Source organism: Massilia sp. NBRC 108631, assembly GCF_059704565.1.
Genome location: NZ_BAAKJE010000220.1, coordinates 1 through 22,012, shown reverse-complemented (window position 1 = coordinate 22,012; position 22,012 = coordinate 1). Strand labels below are relative to the sequence as shown.

The window sequence follows — 22,012 nt, the reverse complement described above, 5'->3', positions numbered from 1 at the left end:
CGGTGCCCATGCGCTGCCGCACTATTGGCAACAAATCAACGAAACTGCATGATGATCGGCTACACTCGTGTATTCCTATGCAACCAGGAACTACCGCATCATGACTGGAACCTCCGCGAAAGACGACATCAGTTTCCGCCGCATCCTCGCGCGCAACATCACCATGCCGCTGGTGGCCGGCGTGATCAACGTCGGGGTATTCGCCGCCATCCTGGTCTACCTGCTGAATGTGCTCACGTGGGTGGAGCACACCGAGCGGGTGATCGGCAACGCCAACGAAATTGCCAAGCTGATGGTGGACCAGGAGTCCGGCATGCGCGGCTTCGCGCTCACCGGCGAGGAAAGCTTCCTGGCCTCCTACAAGCTGTCCAAGCCCAAGATGGACACCGCGCTGGCCACGCTGCGCGAGATGGTGGCAGACAATCCGGTGCAGATGAACCGTGTGCGCAACATCGCCGCCCAGCAGAAGCAGTGGGACGTTTTCGCGCAGAACGTGATCGAGCTCCGCCGCACCGGCGGCGACTATCTGGAGCCCATCAGGGCCGGCCGCGGCAAGCTGGAATTCGACGAAGTACGCAATCTGTTCCAGCTCTTCGTCACCAGCGAACAGCGCCTGCTGGCCGAGCGCCGCGCGGACGCCAAGTCGGTCACCGGCATCGCCGTCACCGCCTTCCTGCTGGCCAGCCTGGTGGTGAGCGGCGTGCTGGCCACGCTGGGCCGGCGCGACATGCGCAAATTGTCCGATACCTATGGCACGGCCCTGCAGGAACAGACCGAGCATGCCGAACGCCTGCAGGAACAAGCGTGGCTGCGCGCCGGCCAGACCCAGCTCGCCGAGCAGGGCATCGGCCAGATGGCGCTGCCGCAGCTGTCGTCGGCGCTGCTGCAGTTCCTGTCGCACTACGTGGGCGTGGCCGCCGGCGCGCTGTATGTGCGCGAGCAGGACGGCAGCCTGCGCCGCGCCGCGTCCTACGGCTACGGCCAGGAGGACGAGCAGTATGGCGCCGTGCTGCCGCCGGGCCAGGGCTTGCCATGGCAGGCGGTGCAGCAGCGCCGCCTGATCCAGCTCGACAAGCTGCCGGACGACTACCTGAAGATCAGCAGCGGCATGGGCGCGGCGCCGCCGCGCCATTTGCTGCTGGCGCCGGTCGACAGCGACGGCGTTGTCAACGGCGTGGTGGAGCTGGGCTTCCTGGAGCCGGTGTCGCTGCGCCAGCTGGACTTCATCAAGCTGGTCAGCAGCAATATCGGCACCGCCATCGAAGCCACGCTGGCGCGCCAGCGTATCGCCGAGGTGCTGGCCGAAACGCAGCAGCTGAACGAGGAACTGCAGGTGCAGCAGGAAGAGCTGCGCACCGCCAACGAGGAACTGGAAGAGCAGTCGCGCGTGCTGGAGGAATCCCAGGCCAGCCTGGAAAACCAGAAGGCGGAACTGGAGCAGACCAACGAGCAGCTGTCCGAACAGGCGCTGGTGCTGGACCAGAAGAACGAAGCCCTGGGCGAAGCCCAGCAGCAGCTGGAAGAGCGCGCGCTGGACCTGGAGCGGGCCAGCCAGTACAAATCGCAGTTCCTGGCCAATATGTCGCACGAGCTGCGCACCCCGCTCAATAGCTCGCTGATCCTGGCCAAGCTGCTGTCGGAGAACGGGCAGGGCAACCTGAACGAGGAGCAGGTGCGCTTCGCGCAGACCATTTACTCGGCCGGCAACGACCTGCTCAACCTGATCAACGACATCCTCGACATTTCCAAGGTGGAGGCGGGCAAGCTGGAGCTGTTGCCGGAGGAGCTCAGCGTGCAGCAGGTGGTGCGCGGCATGGGCCATGTGTTCGAGCCGCTGGCGCAGCAGAAGCACCTGCAGTTCACGGTGGAGCTCGCGCCCGGCGTGCCGGAAACGGTCTACACCGACCGCCAGCGCCTGGAGCAGATCCTGAAAAACCTGCTGTCGAACGCCATCAAGTTCACCGAGGCGGGCCGCATCGCACTGCGCGTGTCGGCCGATGCGGCGGGCCAGCTCAGCTTCGCTGTCAGCGATTCCGGTATCGGCATCCGTCCCGACCAGCATGAGACCATCTTCGGCGCCTTCCAGCAGGCCGACGGCACCACCAGCCGCCGTTACGGCGGCACCGGCCTGGGGCTGTCGATCTCGCGCGACCTGGCGCGGCTGCTGGGCGGCAGCATAGAACTGCAGAGCCAGCTGGGCAAAGGCAGTACCTTCACGCTCACGCTGCCGGCGCAATGGGCCGCGCCGGCGCATGGCGCCGCCGTGCTCACGCCGGCCATGGCGCCGGGGGCTTCCTACGGCATGGACGGCGCCGCCAGCGCCAATGGCGGCCCCGGCGGCGGCCCTGGTGCCGCCGCCGGCGCGGCGCCGGCCGGGGCCCGGCCGGGCGCGGCGTCCCAGCCTGGGGCGCTTGCACCTGCGCCTGCATCCGCGTTTGAGTCGGCCGGCCAGGCCGCCGTGCCGGTTCCCCGTCCCTTCGAGGACGACCGCGGCCTGGCGCCGCCGCCCGAGCGCCTGGTGCTGGTGGTGGAAGACGAACCGGCCTTCGCCCGCATCCTGTACGACCTGGCGCACGAGATGGGCTACCGCTGCGTGGTGGCGTTCGCCGCCGACGAGGGCCTGCAGCTGGCCGAGCAATACCGTCCCGACGCCATCCTGCTCGACATCCGCCTGCCCGACCGTTCCGGCCTGTCCGTGCTGCAGCTGCTGAAGGACAATCCGAACACCCGCCACATTCCCGTGCACGTGGTATCCGCCTCCGAAAACGCCGAGGCGGCGCTGCACATGGGCGCCATCGGCTTCGCGCTCAAGCCGGCCACCCGCGGCCAGCTGGAGGAGGTGTTCCGCAAGCTGGAAGACAAGTTCACGCAGAAGATCAAGCGCCTGCTGCTGGTGGAGGACGACGCCCGCCAGCGCGACAGCGTGGTGGCGCTGATCTCGGACGACGACATCGACATCACCGCCGTCGAATCGGGCGAGGAAGCGCTGGCGCTGCTGCGCACCACCGTGTTCGACTGCATGATCATCGACCTGAAACTGCCCGACATGCAGGGCAACGAGCTGCTGCAGCGCATGGCGCAGGAGGAGATCGCCTCCTTCCCGCCGGTGATCGTCTACACCGGCCGCAGCCTCACGCGCGCCGAGGAGGCCGACCTGCACAGGTATTCGCGCTCCATCATCATCAAGGGCGCGCGTTCGCCCGAGCGCCTGCTGGACGAAGTGACGCTGTTCCTGCACAAGGTGGAGTCGCAGCTGTCCAGCGAGCGCCAGACCATGCTCAAGACCGTGCGCAGCCGCGACCGCGTGTTCGAGGGCCGCCGCATCCTGCTGGTGGACGACGACGTGCGCAACATCTTTGCCCTGACCAGCGCGCTGGAGCAGAAGGGCGCCACGGTGGAAATCGGCCGCAACGGCGTCGAAGCCATCGACAAGCTCAACGCCGTGCCGGAAATCGACCTGGTGCTGATGGATGTGATGATGCCGGTGATGGACGGCCTGGAAGCGACCCGCCGCATCCGCGCCGATGGCCGCTTCGGCCGCCTTCCCATCATCGCCATCACCGCCAAGGCCATGAAGGACGACCAGGAGCAGTGCCTGGCCGCCGGCGCCAACGATTACCTGGCCAAGCCGATCGACCTGTCCCGCTTGTATTCGCTGCTGCGGGTGTGGATGCAGCCATGAGCCATCACGAACACCGCAGCAGCATCGACATCGAGCTGAGCATGCTGATGGAAGCCATCTACCAGAAGTACAGCTACGACTTCCGCGACTACACCGACGCCTCGCAGAAGCGCCGCGTGCTGCACGCCATGGGCGAAATGAAGTGCGACACCATCTCGGTGCTGCAGTCGCGCGTGCTGCACGATCCGGCCGCCTTCACGCAGCTGCTGCAATACCTGACCATTCCGGTCACGGAGATGTTCCGCGACCCGAGCTACTACGCCGCGCTGCGCGAGCACGTGACGCCGGTGCTGTCCACTTATCCGTCGCTGAAGATCTGGGTGGCCGGCTGCAGCACCGGCGAGGAAGTCTATTCCATGGCCATCCTGCTGAAGGAAGAGGGCCTGCTGGAGCGCAGCATCATTTACGCCACCGACATCAACCCGCAATCGCTGGAGAAGGCCAAGAAGGGCGTGTTCCCGCTCGACAGCATGCGCGACTACACTGCCAACTACCAGGCCGCAGGCGGCAGGCACGCCTTCTCGGACTACTACACGGCCGCCTACAACGCCGCCCTGTTCGACCGCTCGCTGATGGAAAACGTCACCTACGCCGACCACAGCCTGGCCACCGACAGCGTGTTTGCCGAAACCCATTTCATCAGCTGCCGCAACGTGATGATCTACTTCAAGAAGAAGCTCCAGGAGCGCGCCTTCGGCCTGTTCCACGAGTCGCTGTGCCACCGCGGCTTCCTCGGCCTGGGCAGCAAGGAGAGCATCGACTTCTCGGCCTATGGCCCGCGCTTCGAGCCGGTGGTGAAGCGTGAGCGCCTGTTCAGGAAGCTGTCATGAAAACTTCCTTCAGCGAGCTGCTGCAAGGCCGCGCCTTCGAAGCCGTGGTGATAGGCGCTTCGGCTGGCGGCGTGTCGGCGCTGCTGGAGATCCTGCCCGGCCTGCCGGCCGGCGCGCCGCTGCCCATCGTGGTGGTGGTGCACATGATGCAGGGGCGCGCCAGCCAGCTGGCCGAAGTGTTCGCGCAGCGCATGGCGATGGCGGTGCTGGAAGCGGAGGACAAGCAGCCGGTGGCGGCAGGCACGGTGTACTTTGCGCCGTCCGGCTATCACTTGTCGGTAGAATCGGACCGCTGCTTTTCGTTGAGCTGCGAGGCGCCGCACAATTTCTCGCGCCCCGCGATCGATTTCATCATGGCGTCGGCGGCGGACGTGTACGGTTCCGCGCTGGCCGGCATCCTGCTCACCGGCGCCAACCACGACGGCGCGGCCGGCCTGGCCGCTATCGGCGAAGCGGGCGGCCTCACCGTGGTGCAGGACCCGGACGAGGCGCAGGTGGACGTGATGCCGCGCGCCGCCATCCGCCTGCGCACACCCGATTTGATATTACCGCTGAGGGACATCCGCACCCTGCTGGCATTGCTGGAAAATAGATTGGAGAGGAGCTGATGCTGGAACGGACCAAGCTGCTGATTGTGGACGACCTGCCGGAAAACCTGCGCGCGCTGCATGCCCTGCTGCGCGACGAGGAGCGCGCGGTGTACCAGGCCGCATCCGGCGAAGAAGCGCTGGCGCTGCTGCTGGAGCACGACTTCGCGCTGGCCATCCTGGACGTGCAGATGCCCGGCATGGACGGCTTCGAGCTGGCGGAGCTGATGCGCGGCACCGAGAAGACACGCCACATTCCCATCGTGTTCGTCAGCGCGGCCGGCAAGGAGCTGAACTACGCCTTCAAGGGCTACGAGGCCGGCGCGGTGGACTTCCTGTACAAGCCGCTGGACGGCGACATGGTGAAGAGCAAGGTCAGCGTGTTCGTGGCGCTGCACCGGCAGCGGCAGGAAACGCAACGCCAGGTGGAAGCGCTGGAGAAGGCCCGCGCCGAACAGGAAGCCACCTTGCGGGAGCTGAACGCGGCGCAGGAGGACCTGCAGCGCGCCTTGCGCACGCGCGACGAGTTCATGTCCATGGTGGCGCACGAGCTGCGCACGCCGCTCAATACCCTGTTCCTGGAAACGCAGCTGCGCAAGCTGCAGATCGAGCGCGGCTTGCAGGAAGCGTTCAATCCGGAAGTGTGGAAGAAGATGGTGGCGCGCGACGACCGCCAGATCCAGAGCATGATACGGCTGATCGACGACATGCTGGACGTGTCGCGCATCCGCAGCGGCAAGCTGTCGATACGGCCGGCGGCCACCGAGCTGTCCGGGCTGCTGCAAAGGATAGTGGCGGACTTGTCGCGCCAGGCCAGGGAGACCGGCTGCGAGATCAGCCTGGTCGCGGAGCGCGAAGTGAGCGGCTGGTGGGACGAGTTCCGGCTGGAGCAGGTGATCGTCAACCTGCTGACCAATGCGCTGCGCTACGGTTGCGGCAAGCCGGTGGAGGTGAAGCTCGATGCGGACCCGCGCGAAGTGCGGATCTCGGTGCGCGACGGCGGCGCGGGCATTAGCGAGGAAACGCAGGCGAAGATCTTCGAGCCGTTTGAGCGCGGGCTGGACACCGGTGTCAGCGCGGGCCTCGGCCTGGGACTCTACATCTCGCGCCAGCTGGCCGAAGCGCACAACGGCACGCTCACGGTGGTCAGCGCGCCGGGTGACGGTTCCGTCTTTACGCTCACGCTGCCGCGCTCGGCGGGTTAGGGCGTGTCCACCTGACCCGTCCTGCGCCGCCCGCCCGGCATTCGGGGCCACGGCGGGCGGCTTGGCGGGGGCGCCGAGCCGGGCGCGCCGGGACGGGAGGGTAAGCCGCCATCGGCGCGCAGTCTCAGAACTCTTCCCAGTCGTCGGCCGGTTTGCTCGGCGCCAGGCGCTGCGCAGGCTTGGCGGCCGGGCGCGCGGCCACGCTGCGTGCCGGCGCGCTTGGCTTTGCCGGGGCCGCAGCGCGAGCCGGTGCGGCGCGGTGCGGCGCAGGCGCGTGCGAAGCATGCGTCCCCGTCTTGAAGAATCCCACCACCGTGGCCAGGTTGCCTGCCTGCTCCTGCATGCTTTGCGACGCTGCCGCAGCTTCCTCAACCAGCGCCGCGTTCTGCTGCGTCACCTCGTCCATCTGCGCGATCGCCGAGTTGATTTGTTCGATGCCCAGGGTCTGCTCCTGGCTGGCCGACGTGATCTCGCCCATGATGTCCGTCACGCGCTGGATGCTGGACACGATATCGCCCATGGTCTGGCCCGCGTCGTTGACCAGGCGCGAGCCGGTGTCCACATTGGCCACCGACGCGTTGATCAGCTCCTTGATCTCCTTGGCCGCCGCCGCCGAACGCTGCGCAAGGTTGCGCACCTCGGACGCCACCACGGCAAACCCGCGTCCCTGCTCGCCGGCGCGCGCCGCTTCCACGGCGGCGTTGAGCGCCAGGATGTTGGTCTGGAAGGCGATGCCGTCGATCACCCCGATGATGTCCACGATCTTGCGCGACGAATCGTTGATGGTGCCCATGGTGTCCACCACCTGCGCCACGATTTCGCCGCCCTTGCTGGCCACTTCGGAGGCCGACCTGGCCAGCGTGTTCGCCTGGCGCGCGTTGTCCGCGTTCTGCTTCACGGTGGAAGTGAGCTCCTCCATCGACGATGCGGTTTCCTCCAGCGAGCTGGCCTGGTGTTCGGTGCGCGACGACAGGTCCAGGTTGCCGGCCGCGATTTCGCTGGAGGCGGTGCTGATCGCATCGGTACCCGTGCGGACCTGGCTCACCACGTTGAGCAGGCTGTCGTTCATGGCGCGCAGCGCGTTCAGCAGGCGGCCGGTCTCGTCGCCGCTGCCGGCCTCGATGTGCGAGGACAGGTCGCCCGAGGCCACGGTTTCGGCCAGGTCCACCGCCTTGTTCAGCGGGCCGGTGATGGAGCGCGTGATGAACCACGCCACGCCGGCGCCGATGGCGATGCCCGCGATGCCCAGGGCCAGCAGCAGGACCTGCGAGCTGCTGTACACCTGTTCCACGTCGACTGCCGCGTCGCTGGCCAGCTTGGCCTCGTAGTTCACGAACGCGTCCAGCGCCGCCAGCACCGCGTTCAGCGAAGGGCCGGTCTCCTTGAGCAGGAACGCGGTCGCGTCCTGGATTTCGCCCTCCTTGCGCAGCCGCACCAGCTCGTTGTTCTTGGCCGCGCCGGATTTCAGCGCCTCGTCCACCGCCGCCATCAGCTGCTTCTCCTTGTCGTCGGACAGCAGCTTCAGCATGGTTTCCCTGGCGGCGCCGTACTTCTTGCGCGCCTCGGCCACCTTGGCCAGCTCGGCGTTCATCGATGCGGTGTCGGGCACCACGATCATGGTGGTCAGCGCCAGCGAGATGGTGCGCACGTTGTCCACCAGGACGTTGGCGGCGGCCATCTTCACGTTTTTGTCGGCCACGATGTCCTGCGTGCGGCTGCCGATGCGCGACAGGGAGCTCAGGCCCAGGATCAGCATCGCCGTCAGTAGCGCGAGCACGATCGCGAAGCCTACGCCCAGCCGGGCGCCAATTTTCAAGTTTGAGAGTGCCATGTTGTCCCCATTGTTGCGTGGATTGTTATGCGGTTTGCTATCTGATCATGCCGGTTTCCCATTGTTCCTTAAAACGGTGCCCCGGCGGGGCAAAATCATGCGGCGCCGGCACCGGAAAACTACATGTTGTCGCGGAGTAACAACGTGATGCGGCACATGGGCTGCGCGGCAGTCGTAAAATAGGCGAGTAGGGGGCGTGGGCGCATTGCGCCGTAAGCCGCCAAACCGCAGCGTAGAGGAGAGTCCCGTGCGGCGTGACCTGGAAAAGCGCGAATGGCTATGGCGGCGCAATTGTTCGCTGACGCCGCGCCAGACGGCGGTGGCGTGGGCGGTGCTGTGCGTGCTGTCGCTGGCCGTGGCCACGGTGTTCCTGCTGCACGGCATCTGGCAGGTGCTGTGCTTCACCGGCGTGGAGCTGGCCGCCGTGACGGCGGCCTTCCTGTGCTACGCCCGCCATGCCGCCGACTACGAGCACGTGGTGCTCACCAGCGGCTGCCTGCTGGTGGTGCGCGTATCCGCTGGGAAGACGGTGCAGACCCAATTCCAGCCCTGCCGCACAAAGATCACGCCGCCGGAGCGCGGCGGCGACCTGGTCACGCTGGAGTCGCAGGGCGCCGCGCTGCAGGTGGGCCGCTACGCGCTGGCCCCGCAGCGCCTCGCCTTTGCCAGCGAGCTTCGCATGGAGCTGCTGGCCGGGCGCTTCTAGGCTGGCTCAGAACCGGTAGCCTACGCCCACCGACACCAGCAGTGGATCGACTTTCACGTTGCTGAGCTTGGTGCCCGCGCTGTTGACGTCGCTGCGGATCTGCACTTTCTTCACATCCAGGTTGAGCGACCAGTTCTTGTCCAGCGCGTAGTCCACGCCGGCTTGCAGCGCCAGGCCGAAGCTCTTGTGTTCCAGGCCCGCGTTGCCGTTCAGGATGCGCACCTTGGAGAAGGTGGTGTAGTTCAAGCCGGCGCCCACGTAGGGGCGGAACTGCGCGTCCGGCAGGAAGTGGTACTGCGCCAGCAGCGTGGGCGGCAGGTGCTTCATGGTGCCGATGCTTTTGCCGTCCAGCAGCACGTCGTGCTTTTGCGGATAGGTCAGTACCAGCTCCGCCGCCAGGTTCGGGGTGAAGAAATAGGAGACGTCGAACTCGGGGAAGGTCTTGCTGTCGATGGTGAGACGGTCGGACGCGCCGGTGCCGCCGACCGGGCCCGATTTGTCGGCCGGATCGAGGTGCAGTGCGCGCACGCGCACCAGCCAGGGGCTGGCTTCCGCTGCCATGGCCTGGCCAGCGGCCAGGGTTGCGAGACCTAAGATAACTGCGGCTACAGGGTGCTTCATGACTTCCTCTCTGCTGTGTCGTTAAGTGATGAAGCCAGTCTATTGATAATGCTCAACAATAACTTTGATGCAAGTCAAAACTGTCCGAAGCCGTTACGAGTCGGCAAAGTGGCGCTCCTTCTGCATGCGGCGGCCTAGACTGGACTTTCCTCGCATCGCGCGCAATCACACGAAAGGGAACGAGCCATGACACACACACTCGCGGCAGTATTTGATAACCGCCAGGACGCTGAGCAAGCACGAACCGCCGTGCTGGCGGGCGGTTTCCGTGAACATGCAGTGCAGCTCAGCGCAGACACGCAAGCGGCTGCGCCGGACAAGGACGACGACTCCCTCGGCAGCAGCATCAAGCGCTTCTTCCACAATCTGTTCGGCGACGACGATAAATCGGACACCTACGCCGAAGCGGTCAAGCGCGGCAACCATGTGCTGACCGTGCAGGCCGACAGCCAGGAAGAAGCGGAGCGCGCCGCCGACATCATCGAAGCCTATGGGCCGCTGGATATCGACGAGCGCAAGAATGAGTGGAGCTCGGCCGGCTGGAGCGGCGCCCGTACGGCCGGTGCGGCCGCGGCCGGGAGCCAGTACCAAGGCGCGCAGCAAAGCGCGTCGGTCGGCACGTCCGGCAGCGGCGCGGCTTCGGCTGCCGGCAGCAGCGCCGGCAACAGTGCTGGCAGCACCGCCGGCGCCTCGCAGCAGCGCGGCGCGAGTGGCGGGCAATCCATCCCCGGCATCCAGGACGACCTGAGCATCTCGACGCGCAGCTTCCAGCGCGGCGGCGTGCACATCTACGAGCGCACGGTGGTGGGGCGCCTGGGCGCGGCCGACTTGAGCGATGACTACTACCGCAGCCACTGGGACAACAACTTCTCCAGCGCCGGCGGCAACTATGACGAATACGAACCCGCCTACCGTTACGGCGAGCGCATGGCGAGCGCGGATTCCTTCCGTGGCCGCTCCTGGGACGACGCCGAACCGGGGCTGCGCAGCAGTTGGGAAAGCCAGTATCCGCAGTCGGCCTGGGACAAGTTCAAGAGCGCCGTGCGCCACGGCTGGGAGCGGCTGACATCGTGACAAGCTGATACAAATCTCTGCTCTGCAAGAGGGAAAAACCGGGTGTAAGATAAGCACGCTTGAAATCCCGTCAACCCCTCTCCAGGAGAAAGCATGGCGCAGCTCAACGTCAACGGATCAGTACGTGAATTCGAGGCGGAGGACGACACGCCGCTACTGTGGGTGCTGCGCGAGCAGCTGGGCATGACGGGCACCAAGTACGGCTGCGGCGTGGCGCAATGCGGCGCCTGCACCGTGCATATCGACGGTGAAGCCACCCGCAGCTGCGTCATGCCGGTCTCCGCGCTGAACGCCAGGCAGAAGATCGTCACCATCGAAGGCCTGTCCAGGGACGGCTCGCACCCGGTGCAGAAAGCCTGGGCCGCGCTGGACGTGCCGCAATGCGGCTTCTGCCAGTCCGGCATGATCATGGCCGCCGCCGCGCTGCTCAAGCAAAAACCGAAAGCCACCGACGCCGACATCGATGCGGCCATGACCAACATCTGTCGGTGCGGCACCTACAACCGGGTGCGCGCGGCGATCAAGGTGGTGGCCAAGGGCGCCGACCCGAAATCGGCCGGGCTGGCCATCACGCATGTGGGCGACCACGCCGGGAGCAAAGCATGAGCCGCGCCGGCCGCAGCGGCGCGCGCAGTGACGCCGTTTCCCGCCGCAGCTTCCTGAAGGGCGCCTCGCTGGCGCTGGGCGGCCTGATGGTGCCGTTCTCCATTCCGCTCGAAGCCGCCGCGCAGGCCGGCAATGGCGCCATGCCAGCCATTCCGCCCGAGGTGAACGCCTGGGTGGTGGTCAAGCCCGACGACACCATCGTGATCCGCATCGCCCGTTCCGAAATGGGGCAGGGCACCCTGACCGGCCTGGCCCAGCTGGTGGCCGAGGAGCTGGACGCCGACTGGAGCAAGGTCACCACCGAATACCCCACCCCCGGCCAGAACCTGGCGCGCAAGCGCGTGTGGGGCAGCTTCTCCACCGGCGGCAGCCGGGGCGTGCGCGAGTCGCACGAGTACGTGCGCAAGGGCGGCGCCACCGCACGCATGATGCTGGTGCAGGCCGCAGCCGATGCGTGGCAGGTGCCGGCCGCCGAGTGCAGCGCCGCCAACAGTGTCATTACGCACGCCGCCAGCGGCCGCAAGGTCAGCTACGGCAAGGTGGCCGAGGCAGCCGGCAAGCTGGCCGCGCCCGCCGACGTGAAACTGAAAGACCCGAAGGACTGGAAGCTGGCCGGCAAGCGCCTGGCGCGGCTGGACACGGTAGACAAGACCACCGGCGCGCAAATCTACGGCATGGACCTGAAGCTGCCGGGCATGCTGAACGCCGCCATCAAGGACTGCCCCGTCTTCGGCGGCAAGGTGAAGAGCTTCGACGCCGCCGCCATCGAAAAACGCCCCGGCGTGAAAAAGGTGGTGCAGGTGGGCGACAGCGCCGTGGCGGTGGTGGCGGACACCTGGTGGCGCGCGCGCACTGCGCTCGACGCGCTGCCCATCGTGTGGGATGAAGGCCCGAACGCCAAGCTTTCCAGCGCCGACATCGCCGCCATGCTCAAGGAAGGCCTGGACGCGCCGGATGCCGTGGTCGGCAACAGCAACGGCGACGCGCGCGCAGCCATCGCCTCGGCCAAGCGCAAGGTGGAGGCGGTGTATTCCTATCCCTTCCAGAACCACGCCACCATGGAGGTGATGAACGCTACCGCCAAGTGGACGCCGGAGCGCTGCGAAGTGTGGACCTCGACCCAGAACGGCGAAGCCGCGCTGGCCGCCGCGTCCGAGGCGTCCGGCCTGCCGGCCGCCAAGTGCGACGTCTACAAGCTGCACCTGGGCGGCGGTTTCGGCCGCCGTGGCGCGGTACACGACTGGGTGCGCCAGGCGGTGGCCATCGCCAGGGAGCTGCCCGGTACGCCGGTGAAGCTGCTGTGGACCCGCGAGGAGGACATGCAGCACGGCCGCTACCATCCCATCACCCAGTGCAAGCTGACGGCGGGGCTGGACGAGAAGGGCGACATCACCGGCCTGCACATGCGCATTTCCGGCCAGTCCATCCTGGTATCGGTCGGCATGTCCATCAAGGACGGCAAGGACCCTGCCGTGTTCCAGGGCCTGAACGCGCCGGGGCCGGAAGCATCCATCGGCTACACCTTCCCGAACCTGCTGATCGACCACGCCATGCGCAACCCGCCCGTGCCTGCGGGTTTCTGGCGCGGCGTGAACCTGAACCAGAACACCATCTACCTCGAGTGCTTCCTGGACGAAGTGGCGCACGCCACCAAACAGGACCCGCTGGCGCTGCGCCGCAAGCTCATGGCCAACCACCCCAAGAACCTGGCGGTGCTGAACGCGGTGGCCGAGAAAGCCGGCTGGGGCAAGCCCGCACCCAAGGGCGTGTTCCGCGGGCTGGCGCAAACCATGGGCTTCGGCAGCTATGTTGCCGCATGTGCCGAGGTATCGGTCAATAAAAACGGCAAGCTGAAGATCCACCGCATCGTCGCCGCCACGGACTCGGGCCATGCCGTGAATCCGCAGCAGATCGAAGCGCAGGTGGAGGGTTCCTTCGTGTACGGCCTGTCCGCCGCCTTGTACGGCGAATGCACGCTGAAGGATGGCCGCGTGGAGCAGACCAACTTCGACACCTATGTGCCGCTGAAGATGGACGAAATGCCGAAGGTGGAAACCATCGTCATGCCGTCCGGCGGCTTCTGGGGCGGGGTGGGCGAACCGACCATCGCGGTGGCCGCGCCGGCGGTGCTGAACGCCATCTTCGCCGCCACCGGCAAGCGCGTGCGGGATCTGCCGCTGAAGAACCATAGCCTGAAGAAGGCCTGACCCGCAGGCCCGGCCCCGCCACGTCCCGACCCATGGCCGCCACGCCGCCCGCCGTCTCAACCCGCGCCACCCGCCAGGGGACTGCTCCTGCGGCGCGCGGCGGGAGCGGCGGCGTGCGCCGCGCTGCGCAGGCCGCGCTGGTGCCGCACTTTGCGTTGCTCTCCACGTTGCTCGCCACAGTGCTTGGCATGCTGGTTCCCGCCGCCAGCCACGCTGCGGACTTTTCCGTCCCTTTGCCGGGCGCTGTCGCAGGCGATCCTGCGCGCGGCCGCGCCGTGGTCGCCAACCGCCAGGTGGGCCTGTGCCTGCTGTGCCACACCGGCCCCATCCCTGAAGAACGCTTCCAGGGCAACCTTGCGCCGCCGCTGGACGGTGCGGGCGACCGTTCCACCGCCGCCCAGCTGCGCCAGCGCATGGTGGACGCCTCCAGCATCAATCCCGCCACCATCATGCCCGCCTACTACAAGATCGACGGTTTGAACCGCGTGAGCCCCGCCCACAAAGGAAAAACCATCCTCACCGCCCAACAGATTGAAGACGTGATAGCCTATCTGCAAACCCTGCGCGCGGAGCCGGCACGATGAGCACCAACGCGAACACCAACACAAGCCGCCGCAAGCTGCTGCGGGCCGGCGCCACTTGGCCATTGCTGCCGCTGCTGGCGCTGGTACGCCCCGCAGCCGCCACCCCGGAAGACCTGCGCGCCGCCATCGCCGCCTATACCGGTGGCGCCGCACCGAAAACCGGCAAGGTGTCTTTCAACATCGCCAAGCTGATCGACAACGGCAACGCCGTCCCCGTCACCATAACCGTGGACAGCCCCATGACCGCCGCCGATCACGTCACCGGCATCGCCATCTTCAACGAGCGCAACCCGGAAACCGATATTGCCCGCTTCACCCTCGGCCCGCGCAGCGGCAAAGCTGAAGTCTCCACCCGCATCCGCCTGGCCACCTCGCAAAAGCTGGTGGCGGTGGCGCGCATGAAGGATGGCAGTTACTGGCAGCAGACGGCAGACGTCATCGTTGCGCTGGCTGCCTGCATAGAAGGGGAGGCCATGTAATGGCGCGCGCTCTGATCCATATGCCAGCCACCGCGCGCAAAGGGGAAGTGATAGAAATCCGCGCCCTGATCGGCCACCCGATGGAAAGCGGCTACCGTCCCGACGCCGGCGGCAAGCTGGTCCCGCGCGACATCCTCACCAGCTTTGCTTGCCGCTACAACGGCGAAACCGTGTTCAGCGCCGAGCTGCACCCCGCCATTTCCGCCAACCCCTACATCGCCTTCTTCACCGTCGCCACCGACAGCGGCACGCTCGAATTCACCTGGCAGGGCGACAACGGATTCGCGCAGACCGAAAAGATGCCCATCGCGGTGAGCGCAGCATGAAACCGGCCGCCGGCCCCGTGGCCGCTGTCGCGATTGCCATCGCCATCGCCGTCACCAGTTCGCTGCCGGCCCACGCCCGCGATGGCCGAAGCGCCACGCAGGACACCCGTAAATCCGGCGCTGAATTCATGGGTGCCGCCACCCAGGCCATGCAGCGCGACGACACCCAAAACCCCGCCATGCTCTGGATCAGCGGCGGCGAAGCGCTATGGAACGCCAGGGCCGGCAAGGCCGACCGTTCCTGCGCCAGTTGCCACGGCGACGCCAAACAAAGCATGCGCGGCGTGGCCGCCCGCTTCCCCGCCTTCGACAAGGGCGGCAAGCGCGTCATCACTCTGGGCCAGCGCATCGACATGTGCCGCCAGGGCGCCCAGCAAGCCGCCCCCCTCAAGCCTGAAAGCGACGACCTGCTCAGCCTCGAGAGCTACGTCGCCATGCAATCGCGCGGCATGCCCGTCAACCCGCCACAGGACCCCGGCACCCGCGCCGCCGCGGACCGGGGCCGGCAGCTCTACCGCCAGCGCATCGGCCAGCTTAACCTCTCCTGCGCCCAGTGCCACGACGACAACTGGGGCCGCAAGCTGGCCGGCGCCACCATTCCGCAGGGACACGCCAATGCCTATCCGATCTACCGCCTGGAATGGCAAGCCATGGGCTCCCTGCAGCGCCGCCTGCGCAACTGCATGAGCGGGGTGCGCGCCGAAGTGCCGGCCTATGGCGCGCAAGACCTGGTCGACCTCGAAGCCTTCCTTTCTCTCCGCGCCAGAGGCATGGCGCTTGAAACCCCGGGCGTACGCCCATAACAAGGAGCTGCCATGCAACTGACACGACGTCGCACCATTGCTGCCGCACCCGCCGCATCCGCTACACAGCCAGCCCTCCGGGCCGCGCGTTTGCGAGCTGCCGCCGGCGCTTCGCTGGCCGCAGCGCCCGCCATGGGCTCGCGAGCTGCCGCCGCGGGCGCTGCGCTAGCCGCATTGCTTGCCTGCTTCCTTCTCGATCCGTCCCCGGCCAGCGCCGCCGAAGCCATCGCGCCCGGCGCCCGCCTTGCCGCCACCTGCACCGGCTGCCACGGCACCAACGGCGCAACCGCCGGCAACACCCTGCCCGCGCTGGCAGGGCAGTCCAGGGAAGCGCTGCTCGCCTCTCTGCAAGCCTTCAAGGCCGGCACCCGTCCCGCCACCGTCATGACGCAGCTCGCAAAAGGCTACAGCGACGAGCAGCTGGCCCAGCTGGCCGCCTTCTTCGCCGCCCAGCCCGCACCCCGCGCCGCTGCGGCAGGAGGCGCCAACCCTGCCGATGCCGGAAAGCTTGCCGCCATCGTTGCTACCCAAGGAGCCCGTCCATGAAACGCCGCCAATTCCTGCAAGCCTCCGGCGCCGGACTGGCGCTCGCCAGCACCGGCTGCGCCACCATCGGCGGCAGCGCCAAACCGCAAGTGGTGGTGGTCGGCGGCGGCTACGGTGGCGCCACCGCAGCCAAGTACGTGCGCCTGTGGAGCGGCGGCGCGATCGACGTCACGCTGATCGAGCCCAACGCCAGCTTCATTTCCTGCCCGCTCTCCAACTTGGTTCTGGGCGGCTCGAAGCAGCTGGCAGACGTCACCATCGGCTACGACGCCCTGGCGCGCCACGGCGTGCGCATCGTGCGCGACAGCGTGCAATCCATCGCCGCCGAGAAGCGCACCGTCACCCTCGCCGGCGGCCAGACCATCGCCTATGACCGCCTGATCGTCTCCCCAGGCATCGACTTCCTGTGGGACCAGCTGCCCGGCATGCAAAAGCCAGGTGCGCAGGAGCGCATCCTGCACGCCTGGAAGGCCGGCGCCCAGACCACGGCATTGCGCGCCCAGCTCGAAGCCATGCCGGACGGCGGCGTCTACGCCATGACCATTCCCGCCGCCCCGTACCGCTGCCCGCCCGGTCCCTACGAGCGCGCCTGCCAGGTCGCCCACTACTTCAGCCAGCGCAAGCCGAAGTCCAAGGTGCTGATACTGGACGGGAACGACGACGTTGTGTCCAAGGGCGCGCTGTTCAAGAAGATATGGCAGGACCGCTACGGCAGCATCATCGAATACCGGCGCGGCTTCAAGACGGTGGACATCGACGCATCCGGCCGCGCCGCCATCTCCGAACTGGACGACCGCGTGCAGGCCGACGTGCTGAACGTGATTCCACCCCAGCGCGCCGGCGCCATCGCCGTGCAGAGCGGCCTGGCCAACGCCAGCGGGCGCTGGTGCACGGTGGACTTCGTCACCTTCGAATCCACGCAGGCGAAGAATATCCACATCCTCGGCGACGCCATCCTCGCCGCGCCGCTGATGCCCAAGTCCGCCCACATGGCCAACCAGCACGCCAAGGTTTGCGCGGCCGCCGTGGTGGACCTGCTGAACGGCCGGGCGCCGGAGCCGAAGCCCATGCTCACCAACACCTGCTACAGCTTCGTCTCCGACAAGGACGTGATCCACGTCGCCTCGGTGCATGCCTACGACGCGGAGAAAAAGACCCTGCTCGTGGTACCCGGCTCGGGCGGCCTGTCCAGCGCCGCCAACGCACTCGAGGGCGAGTACGCCATGAGCTGGGCCCGCAACATCTGGGCAGACACCCTAGGCTGACGCTGTTCCGTCGGACTGCCCGCCTGCCTGCTTGCTGCGGCGCCTGCCGCAGTAAGCCAGCACGCCCAGTCCGGCCCCCAGCATGCCCCAGGTGGCCGGTTCAGGCACCGGGTTCAGGGGATTGAGCAGCATGCCCCAGCACCCCTCGCCGTACGCGCCGCCCTGTCCGCAAGCGGTGGCGGCGATCTGCCCATGGTCGTTGATCGCATCCACGCGCATCAGGTCCACTCCCGCCGCAGGATCGATCAGGGTGCTGAGCACCGTGGTAGTGCCGTTTTGATACAGCACGGGTGTCGCCACGCCGTTGATCTTGAGGATAGTCACCACCTGCCCCGAATCGTTGATATCCGGTTTTCCCCATTGGTAGTCGTTCCATACGCCCAGGTCATGCATGGTGCCGCCGGAGTACAGGAACACGTGCCGCACACCGTCCGCGGTGTCGGACACGCCGACGATATCGCCGTGTTCATTGATGTCGTACGCCATGCTGTAGGCCCCGCCCAGCGTTCCCATTTCATGCATGCCGGTGGCGTCGTAGGTGAAGGCGCGCATCGCCCCCGCAGTGGTGTGCGAGCCGCCGACAACGGTGCCGGCGTCGTTGACGCCCATGGCGTAGCTGTCCTTGCCGCCCAGCGTGCCAAGGTCGGTCGATGTGCCGTTCTGGTAAATGAAGGCATGGCGCGGCGGCGGATTGGACCAGTCGTCAAAGCCCATGCCCCCGTCGCCCACCACCATGTCATTGTTGTTGATGGCGTTAACCCTGGTGGTGGCCTGGTAGACCAGGTCCGGCACCTTGAGGTAGTCGTTGTGCGTGAAGAAGTGGCCCTGCCCCGTGGTGGTGTCGAACATGTTGAAGTTCACAGCCATATTTCCGGCGTCGTTGATGCCGGTGATGTAGTGGTTGTAGATCTTGCCCTGGATGCGCGGAATAAAAGAGAACTGTCCGTTCTTCCATGTGTACGCCTGGTCGTACCAGGTTTCCTCGATCCGGTAGACCACGCCTACCGTGCCGTTGTTGTTGATGGTGGTGGCGGAACCGTATTCCGCGCCATACAGCGAGATGATGCCGGTGGCAAGACTGACCGGCGTGTACTGGTACTGCGCCTGCGCCACGCCGGGCAGGGCGAATGCGGATATCAGAAGAAAAGGCAGCAAACGTTTGACTAGCATGATGGGAGCTCCTTGGGTTTGGGGGTAAAGCCGGATTAGCGTATCGCCGCCGCGCGCGGCGTGGCGCGTGGTAGCTCTTGGTAAACCATCGTTGCTGATTGCTCAGCATCAAGGCCCAGTGCCCCCGCCTGTGACACCATCGTTGAACCCCAACGCGAGGACACGATGATGGAAAAACTGCTGCCATACTTCGAACGCGAGCTGGGCATGCTGCGCCGCGCCAGCCACGAATTCGCCGAACGCTACCCCAAGCTCGCAGGCAGTCTGCTGATGAACGGCGAAACCTGCGCCGACCCGCACGTGGAACGGCTGATCCAGTCCGTAGCCCTGCTCAACGCCCGTACCGCCAAGCGCCTGGACGACGACTACGCCGGCTTCACCGAAGCCTTGCTTGGCGTGCTTTACCCGCACTACCTGCGCCCGCTGCCGTCCTGCTCCGTCGCCCGCTTCGACAACAGCGGCGTAACCGGCGGCACGGACGCCACCGTAACGGTCCCGCGCGGCACCGCGCTCAAGTCCCTCGGCAAGACCGCGCCCGGCTGCAAGTTCCGCACCGTCTACGACGTGGCCGTGGCCCCGGTGCAGATCAGCGTGGCGGGCTTTGAAACCTGCATCCACGCGCCATCGTCGCTGCAGCTGCCGTCCGACGTCACGGCCTCCATCCGCATCACCATCGCCTGCACCGCCGCCAACCGCAGCCTGGCCGAACTGCGCCTGCCGGTGCTGCGCTTGTACCTGGACGGCGAAGCTTCGCTACGCGCCACCTTGCGCGACACGCTCTTCATGCGCGCCGCCTGCGCCTGCGTTGAAACGGAAGGGCAGTGGCGGCTGCTGGAGCGCGTGCCGCTGCGCCCGGCCGGCTTCGACGACGCCGACGCGCTGCTGCCCTTCGAGCCCGCCGGGCAGCCTGCCTACCGCCTGCTCAGTGAATACTTCGCCTGTCCGGAAAAATTCGACTTCATCGACATTGAGCTGGCCGAGCTGCTGCGCCACGCCGCGCCCGGCTGCGCGACCGTCACCTTGCACCTGCCGCTGAACGGCGTGCGCGCCGGCTGCGGCGTCGCCCGCATCCTGCGCACGCTCACGCGCGACAACCTGCTGCTGTCCTGCACGCCCATCGTCAACCTGTTCCGCCACATCGCCACGCCCATCCAGATCACCCACACCCGGAGCACTTACCCGCTGCTGCCGGACGCGCTGCCCGCCAGGGCCTGCGAGATCTACAGCGTGGACTCGGTGCACCTGCTGCAGCGCTCCGGCGCCCGGGACAGTGTCAGTACCGAATTCGTTCCCTACTACTCGCTGCGCCACGGCGAATCCCCCAGCCGCAAGGGGCGCTACTGGATCGCGCGGCGCGACGAGGAACTGGCCAGCGGCCGCACCGCCCACGAATACTCGCTGGCGCTGGTGGACCGCGACTTCGACCCGCTCAAGTCCGAACCCGGCATCGCCTCCATCGGCCTCACCTGCACCAACCGCAACCTGCCGCACGAACTGCAGGGCGGCCTGCCCGGCGGCGACCTGGCCACCGAGGCCAGCACCGGCAGCGTGCCGATACGGCTGCTGCGCAAGCCCACCCCGTCGCAGCGCCTCGCCACCGCGCGCGGCGCGCAGTGGGGACTGGTGTCGCACCTGTCCCTTAACCACCGCACGCTCACGCAGCAAGGCCTGCCTGCGTTCACCGCCATGCTGCGCCTGTACGCCTTGCCCGGCAACGCCATCTCGCAGCGCCAGATCGACGGCATCACCGGCTTGGCGCACACGCCGGGCACCGCCTGGCTGCGGCGCGGCACCGGCCTCGCTTGCCTGCACGGTGTGGACATCCGCATCACGCTCGACGAGCAGGCTTACGCCGGCACTGGCGTCCACATCTTCGCGCAAATGCTCGACCGCCTGCTGGCCCTGTACGCCCACCTGAACAGCTACACCCAGCTCACCGTCTTCTCGCACGCCAACGGAAAGGAGCTGCTGCGATGCCCACCCCGCAACGGAAGCCTGGCGCTGGCCTGACTGGGCTGATTTGCACGCTGCTGGCCGAGCCGCAGCGCTTCGACTTCTTCCAGGCCGTGCGCCTGCTCGAACAGTGGCTGCGCAGCCAGCCGCAGTCCGACGCGCAGTCCGATGCACAACCCGACGCGCACCTGGACGCACAATCCGACGTGCAATCTGACGCGCACTCGGATGCGCACTCGGATGCGCAATTCGACACGCATGTGGACGTCCCGGCCGTCGCCTGGCCCGCCGCGCAGGCCGAGCCGCCAGGTACGCTGCAGCTACGCTACCGCAACCACCTTTCGCTAGCCTTCCCCCCGGGGGAGATCAGCGGGCTCGATCTGGCCGGCGGCCGGCTCGACCTCACGCCCGCCTTCATGGGCCTGCTCGGCGGCAGCGGCGCGCTGCCGCACCACTACACCGAACGCATCGCCGCGCACGAACAGCGCGAAGACGGCCAGGCCCCGCGCGCCTTCCTCGACATCTTCTCCAACCGCGCGCTCGCCATGTTCTGCCAGGGCTGGGCCACGTACCGACCCGAATGCATGCAGGAAGCTGACGGCAGCGACGGCTACCTGGCCCGGCTCCTGCTACTCTCCGGCGCCCAGCCGCCGCAGGGTGGCATCATCGACCGCGAAACCTTCGCCCGCTATGCCGTCCAGATCCGCAGCCGCACCGTCTCGCACGACGTAATGACTGGCATGCTTACCGAATACTTCGGTGTGCCCTTCAAAGTGGAGCCCCTGATCGGCGTATGGGAAGCGCTGCCCGTCGCGCAGCAAGCCCAGCTGGGCCGCAGCCATTGCGGCCTGCGCAACGGCGTGTTGCTCGGTGAGCGCATCAACCGTTGCGACACGCTCGCCCGCATCCGCATCGGGCCGCTCCGCAAGGCAGACTTCGACCGCTTCCTGCCCCGTGGCCCCGGCGCCGAAGCGCTGCAAGCAATGCTCGCCATGTTCTGTACGGTCGGCATCGCCTTCGAAGTCCGCTTGCGGCTGCGCGCCGCCGACACATGCGGCTTCCGCCTCCACCCCAGCGAACCGCAAGACGGCGCCCGCCTCGGCGTGAACGCCTTCCTCCTCAATGCCCCCTCAGAAAGCGACCGAGAAGACGCCAGCTATTTGCTGACCCCATAGCTTTGCCTGTTCACCCAGCTCGCGACGCGTTGGCGGCGGCGCTGGTACCGAACGGCTTGCCAAACTTTGGAGCGTGCTTACGCGGGTCAAAAAAGCGCCTGGACTTCAGTGGGGTTTGCTCTGCCTTTGCGACACATCAATGCCGGCGCACCGCCGCGCGCCTAGAATGCCAGTTCTTCCTGGCAGAACGCCCTCCACAAGTGGTCTGCCCATCCAGCCCCCACGAGGCCCGACCATGCCCATTCCACGCACCAAACCCGGCACCAAGATCGCCGCCGCCCGGCAGGAGCTTGAATCCGTGCTCGCCAAACTGGGTGAAGCGCGCCGTACCTACGCGCGCTGGGAAGACACCGCCGTGCGCC

Annotated in this window: 19 protein-coding genes; 16 read left to right on the top strand and 3 right to left on the bottom strand. The window is 67.0% G+C overall.

The window, feature by feature from the left end; translation table 11 throughout:
* The first annotated feature begins 100 nt into the window (after nt 1–100).
* Genes AC6H42_RS23865 through AC6H42_RS23850 form a run of 4 tightly spaced genes read left to right on the top strand, consistent with a single transcriptional unit; the run spans nt 101 to nt 6,304 of the window.
* Nucleotides 101–3,682 carry a response regulator gene (locus AC6H42_RS23865; RefSeq protein WP_497549104.1) on the top strand — a complete coding sequence of 1,194 codons (3,582 nt, stop codon included), beginning with the start codon at nt 101–103 and terminating at the stop codon, nt 3,680–3,682.
* Nucleotides 3,679–4,512, top strand: a complete 834-nt coding sequence (locus AC6H42_RS23860; RefSeq protein ID WP_497549103.1) for a CheR family methyltransferase — start codon at nt 3,679–3,681, stop codon at nt 4,510–4,512. Before AC6H42_RS23865 ends, AC6H42_RS23860 begins: the two co-directional genes overlap by 4 nt.
* Entirely contained in the window at nt 4,509–5,120 is a 612-nt protein-coding gene (locus AC6H42_RS23855) for a chemotaxis protein CheB (RefSeq protein WP_497549102.1), read from the top strand. Before AC6H42_RS23860 ends, AC6H42_RS23855 begins: the two co-directional genes overlap by 4 nt.
* Nucleotides 5,120–6,304 (top strand): hybrid sensor histidine kinase/response regulator, encoded by a 1,185-nt coding sequence (locus tag AC6H42_RS23850; RefSeq protein ID WP_057154003.1) that lies wholly within the window; start codon nt 5,120–5,122, stop codon nt 6,302–6,304. Before AC6H42_RS23855 ends, AC6H42_RS23850 begins: the two co-directional genes overlap by 1 nt.
* Nucleotides 6,305–6,428: 124 nt before the next feature.
* Here AC6H42_RS23850 and AC6H42_RS23845 read toward each other — a convergent pair whose 3' ends face one another.
* Complete coding sequence (locus AC6H42_RS23845; protein WP_497549101.1) at nt 6,429–8,135, bottom strand: methyl-accepting chemotaxis protein; 1,707 nt, start codon at nt 8,133–8,135, stop codon at nt 6,429–6,431.
* Nucleotides 8,136–8,382: 247 nt separating this feature from the next.
* Between AC6H42_RS23845 and AC6H42_RS23840 the strand changes: the two genes are divergently transcribed.
* Nucleotides 8,383–8,841, top strand: a complete 459-nt coding sequence (locus AC6H42_RS23840) for a DUF2244 domain-containing protein (RefSeq protein WP_162249883.1) — start codon at nt 8,383–8,385, stop codon at nt 8,839–8,841.
* 6 nt (nt 8,842–8,847) lie between these two features.
* Here AC6H42_RS23840 and AC6H42_RS23835 read toward each other — a convergent pair whose 3' ends face one another.
* A complete protein-coding gene (locus AC6H42_RS23835) occupies nt 8,848–9,462 on the bottom strand; it encodes an OmpW/AlkL family protein (protein ID WP_057154001.1) in 615 nt (204 codons plus the stop codon).
* Nucleotides 9,463–9,648: 186 nt separating this feature from the next.
* Between AC6H42_RS23835 and AC6H42_RS23830 the strand changes: the two genes are divergently transcribed.
* The 9 genes from AC6H42_RS23830 to AC6H42_RS23790 all read left to right on the top strand — a co-directional run bounded on the left by AC6H42_RS23830 (nt 9,649) and on the right by AC6H42_RS23790 (nt 17,352).
* Nucleotides 9,649–10,536 carry a hypothetical protein gene (locus AC6H42_RS23830; RefSeq protein WP_497549100.1) on the top strand — a complete coding sequence of 296 codons (888 nt, stop codon included), beginning with the start codon at nt 9,649–9,651 and terminating at the stop codon, nt 10,534–10,536.
* Between the two features lie 93 nt (nt 10,537–10,629).
* Complete coding sequence (locus AC6H42_RS23825) at nt 10,630–11,142, top strand: (2Fe-2S)-binding protein (protein ID WP_057153999.1); 513 nt, start codon at nt 10,630–10,632, stop codon at nt 11,140–11,142.
* Nucleotides 11,139–13,349, top strand: coding sequence for a xanthine dehydrogenase family protein molybdopterin-binding subunit (locus tag AC6H42_RS23820; RefSeq protein ID WP_497549099.1), 2,211 nt, complete (start codon nt 11,139–11,141; stop codon nt 13,347–13,349). The genes AC6H42_RS23825 and AC6H42_RS23820 overlap by 4 nt, the downstream gene beginning before the upstream one ends.
* Before the next feature lie 32 nt (nt 13,350–13,381).
* Nucleotides 13,382–13,933: a sulfur oxidation c-type cytochrome SoxX gene (soxX, locus tag AC6H42_RS23815; RefSeq protein ID WP_497549098.1), complete on the top strand. Its 552-nt coding sequence runs from the start codon at nt 13,382–13,384 to the stop codon at nt 13,931–13,933.
* Nucleotides 13,930–14,412: a SoxY-related AACIE arm protein gene (locus tag AC6H42_RS23810; protein WP_497549097.1), complete on the top strand. Its 483-nt coding sequence runs from the start codon at nt 13,930–13,932 to the stop codon at nt 14,410–14,412. The genes soxX and AC6H42_RS23810 overlap by 4 nt, the downstream gene beginning before the upstream one ends.
* A complete protein-coding gene (gene soxZ, locus AC6H42_RS23805; RefSeq protein WP_057153995.1) occupies nt 14,412–14,738 on the top strand; it encodes a thiosulfate oxidation carrier complex protein SoxZ in 327 nt (108 codons plus the stop codon). The genes AC6H42_RS23810 and soxZ overlap by 1 nt, the downstream gene beginning before the upstream one ends.
* Complete coding sequence (gene soxA, locus AC6H42_RS23800) at nt 14,735–15,541, top strand: sulfur oxidation c-type cytochrome SoxA (protein ID WP_497549096.1); 807 nt, start codon at nt 14,735–14,737, stop codon at nt 15,539–15,541. The genes soxZ and soxA overlap by 4 nt, the downstream gene beginning before the upstream one ends.
* Before the next feature lie 12 nt (nt 15,542–15,553).
* On the top strand, nt 15,554–16,087 hold the full coding sequence (locus AC6H42_RS23795) for a c-type cytochrome (RefSeq protein ID WP_497549095.1): 534 nt from the start codon (nt 15,554–15,556) through the stop codon (nt 16,085–16,087).
* Nucleotides 16,084–17,352, top strand: coding sequence for an NAD(P)/FAD-dependent oxidoreductase (locus tag AC6H42_RS23790; RefSeq protein ID WP_497549094.1), 1,269 nt, complete (start codon nt 16,084–16,086; stop codon nt 17,350–17,352). Before AC6H42_RS23795 ends, AC6H42_RS23790 begins: the two co-directional genes overlap by 4 nt.
* Here the strand turns inward: AC6H42_RS23790 and AC6H42_RS23785 are convergent.
* Nucleotides 17,344–18,522 (bottom strand): PEP-CTERM sorting domain-containing protein, encoded by a 1,179-nt coding sequence (locus AC6H42_RS23785; protein ID WP_497549093.1) that lies wholly within the window; start codon nt 18,520–18,522, stop codon nt 17,344–17,346. The genes AC6H42_RS23790 and AC6H42_RS23785 overlap by 9 nt on opposite strands.
* Nucleotides 18,523–18,690: 168 nt before the next feature.
* Between AC6H42_RS23785 and tssF the strand changes: the two genes are divergently transcribed.
* The gene (tssF, locus tag AC6H42_RS23780; RefSeq protein ID WP_497549108.1) at nt 18,691–20,532 is read left to right on the top strand and encodes a type VI secretion system baseplate subunit TssF; all 1,842 of its coding nucleotides are present in this window, start codon (nt 18,691–18,693) and stop codon (nt 20,530–20,532) included.
* Nucleotides 20,496–21,650, top strand: coding sequence for a type VI secretion system baseplate subunit TssG (tssG, locus tag AC6H42_RS23775; RefSeq protein ID WP_497549092.1), 1,155 nt, complete (start codon nt 20,496–20,498; stop codon nt 21,648–21,650). Before tssF ends, tssG begins: the two co-directional genes overlap by 37 nt.
* The last annotated feature ends 362 nt before the right edge of the window (nt 21,651–22,012 follow it).

Bases quoted from the DNA above. Each gene is read 5' to 3' on its own strand.
- AC6H42_RS23865 (WP_497549104.1), top strand. From the start codon at position 101: ATGACTGGAACCTCCGCGAAAGACGACATCAGTTTCCGCCGCATCCTC.
- AC6H42_RS23860 (WP_497549103.1), top strand. From the start codon at position 3,679: ATGAGCCATCACGAACACCGCAGCAGCATCGACATCGAGCTGAGCATG.
- AC6H42_RS23855 (WP_497549102.1), top strand. From the start codon at position 4,509: ATGAAAACTTCCTTCAGCGAGCTGCTGCAAGGCCGCGCCTTCGAAGCC.
- AC6H42_RS23850 (WP_057154003.1), top strand. From the start codon at position 5,120: ATGCTGGAACGGACCAAGCTGCTGATTGTGGACGACCTGCCGGAAAAC.
- AC6H42_RS23845 (WP_497549101.1), bottom strand. From the start codon at position 8,135: ATGGCACTCTCAAACTTGAAAATTGGCGCCCGGCTGGGCGTAGGCTTC.
- AC6H42_RS23835 (WP_057154001.1), bottom strand. From the start codon at position 9,462: ATGAAGCACCCTGTAGCCGCAGTTATCTTAGGTCTCGCAACCCTGGCC.
- AC6H42_RS23830 (WP_497549100.1), top strand. From the start codon at position 9,649: ATGACACACACACTCGCGGCAGTATTTGATAACCGCCAGGACGCTGAG.
- AC6H42_RS23825 (WP_057153999.1), top strand. From the start codon at position 10,630: ATGGCGCAGCTCAACGTCAACGGATCAGTACGTGAATTCGAGGCGGAG.
- AC6H42_RS23820 (WP_497549099.1), top strand. From the start codon at position 11,139: ATGAGCCGCGCCGGCCGCAGCGGCGCGCGCAGTGACGCCGTTTCCCGC.
- soxX (WP_497549098.1), top strand. From the start codon at position 13,382: ATGGCCGCCACGCCGCCCGCCGTCTCAACCCGCGCCACCCGCCAGGGG.
- AC6H42_RS23810 (WP_497549097.1), top strand. From the start codon at position 13,930: ATGAGCACCAACGCGAACACCAACACAAGCCGCCGCAAGCTGCTGCGG.
- soxZ (WP_057153995.1), top strand. From the start codon at position 14,412: ATGGCGCGCGCTCTGATCCATATGCCAGCCACCGCGCGCAAAGGGGAA.
- soxA (WP_497549096.1), top strand. From the start codon at position 14,735: ATGAAACCGGCCGCCGGCCCCGTGGCCGCTGTCGCGATTGCCATCGCC.
- AC6H42_RS23795 (WP_497549095.1), top strand. From the start codon at position 15,554: ATGCAACTGACACGACGTCGCACCATTGCTGCCGCACCCGCCGCATCC.
- AC6H42_RS23790 (WP_497549094.1), top strand. From the start codon at position 16,084: ATGAAACGCCGCCAATTCCTGCAAGCCTCCGGCGCCGGACTGGCGCTC.
- AC6H42_RS23785 (WP_497549093.1), bottom strand. From the start codon at position 18,522: ATGCTAGTCAAACGTTTGCTGCCTTTTCTTCTGATATCCGCATTCGCC.
- tssF (WP_497549108.1), top strand. From the start codon at position 18,691: ATGGAAAAACTGCTGCCATACTTCGAACGCGAGCTGGGCATGCTGCGC.
- tssG (WP_497549092.1), top strand. From the start codon at position 20,496: ATGCCCACCCCGCAACGGAAGCCTGGCGCTGGCCTGACTGGGCTGATT.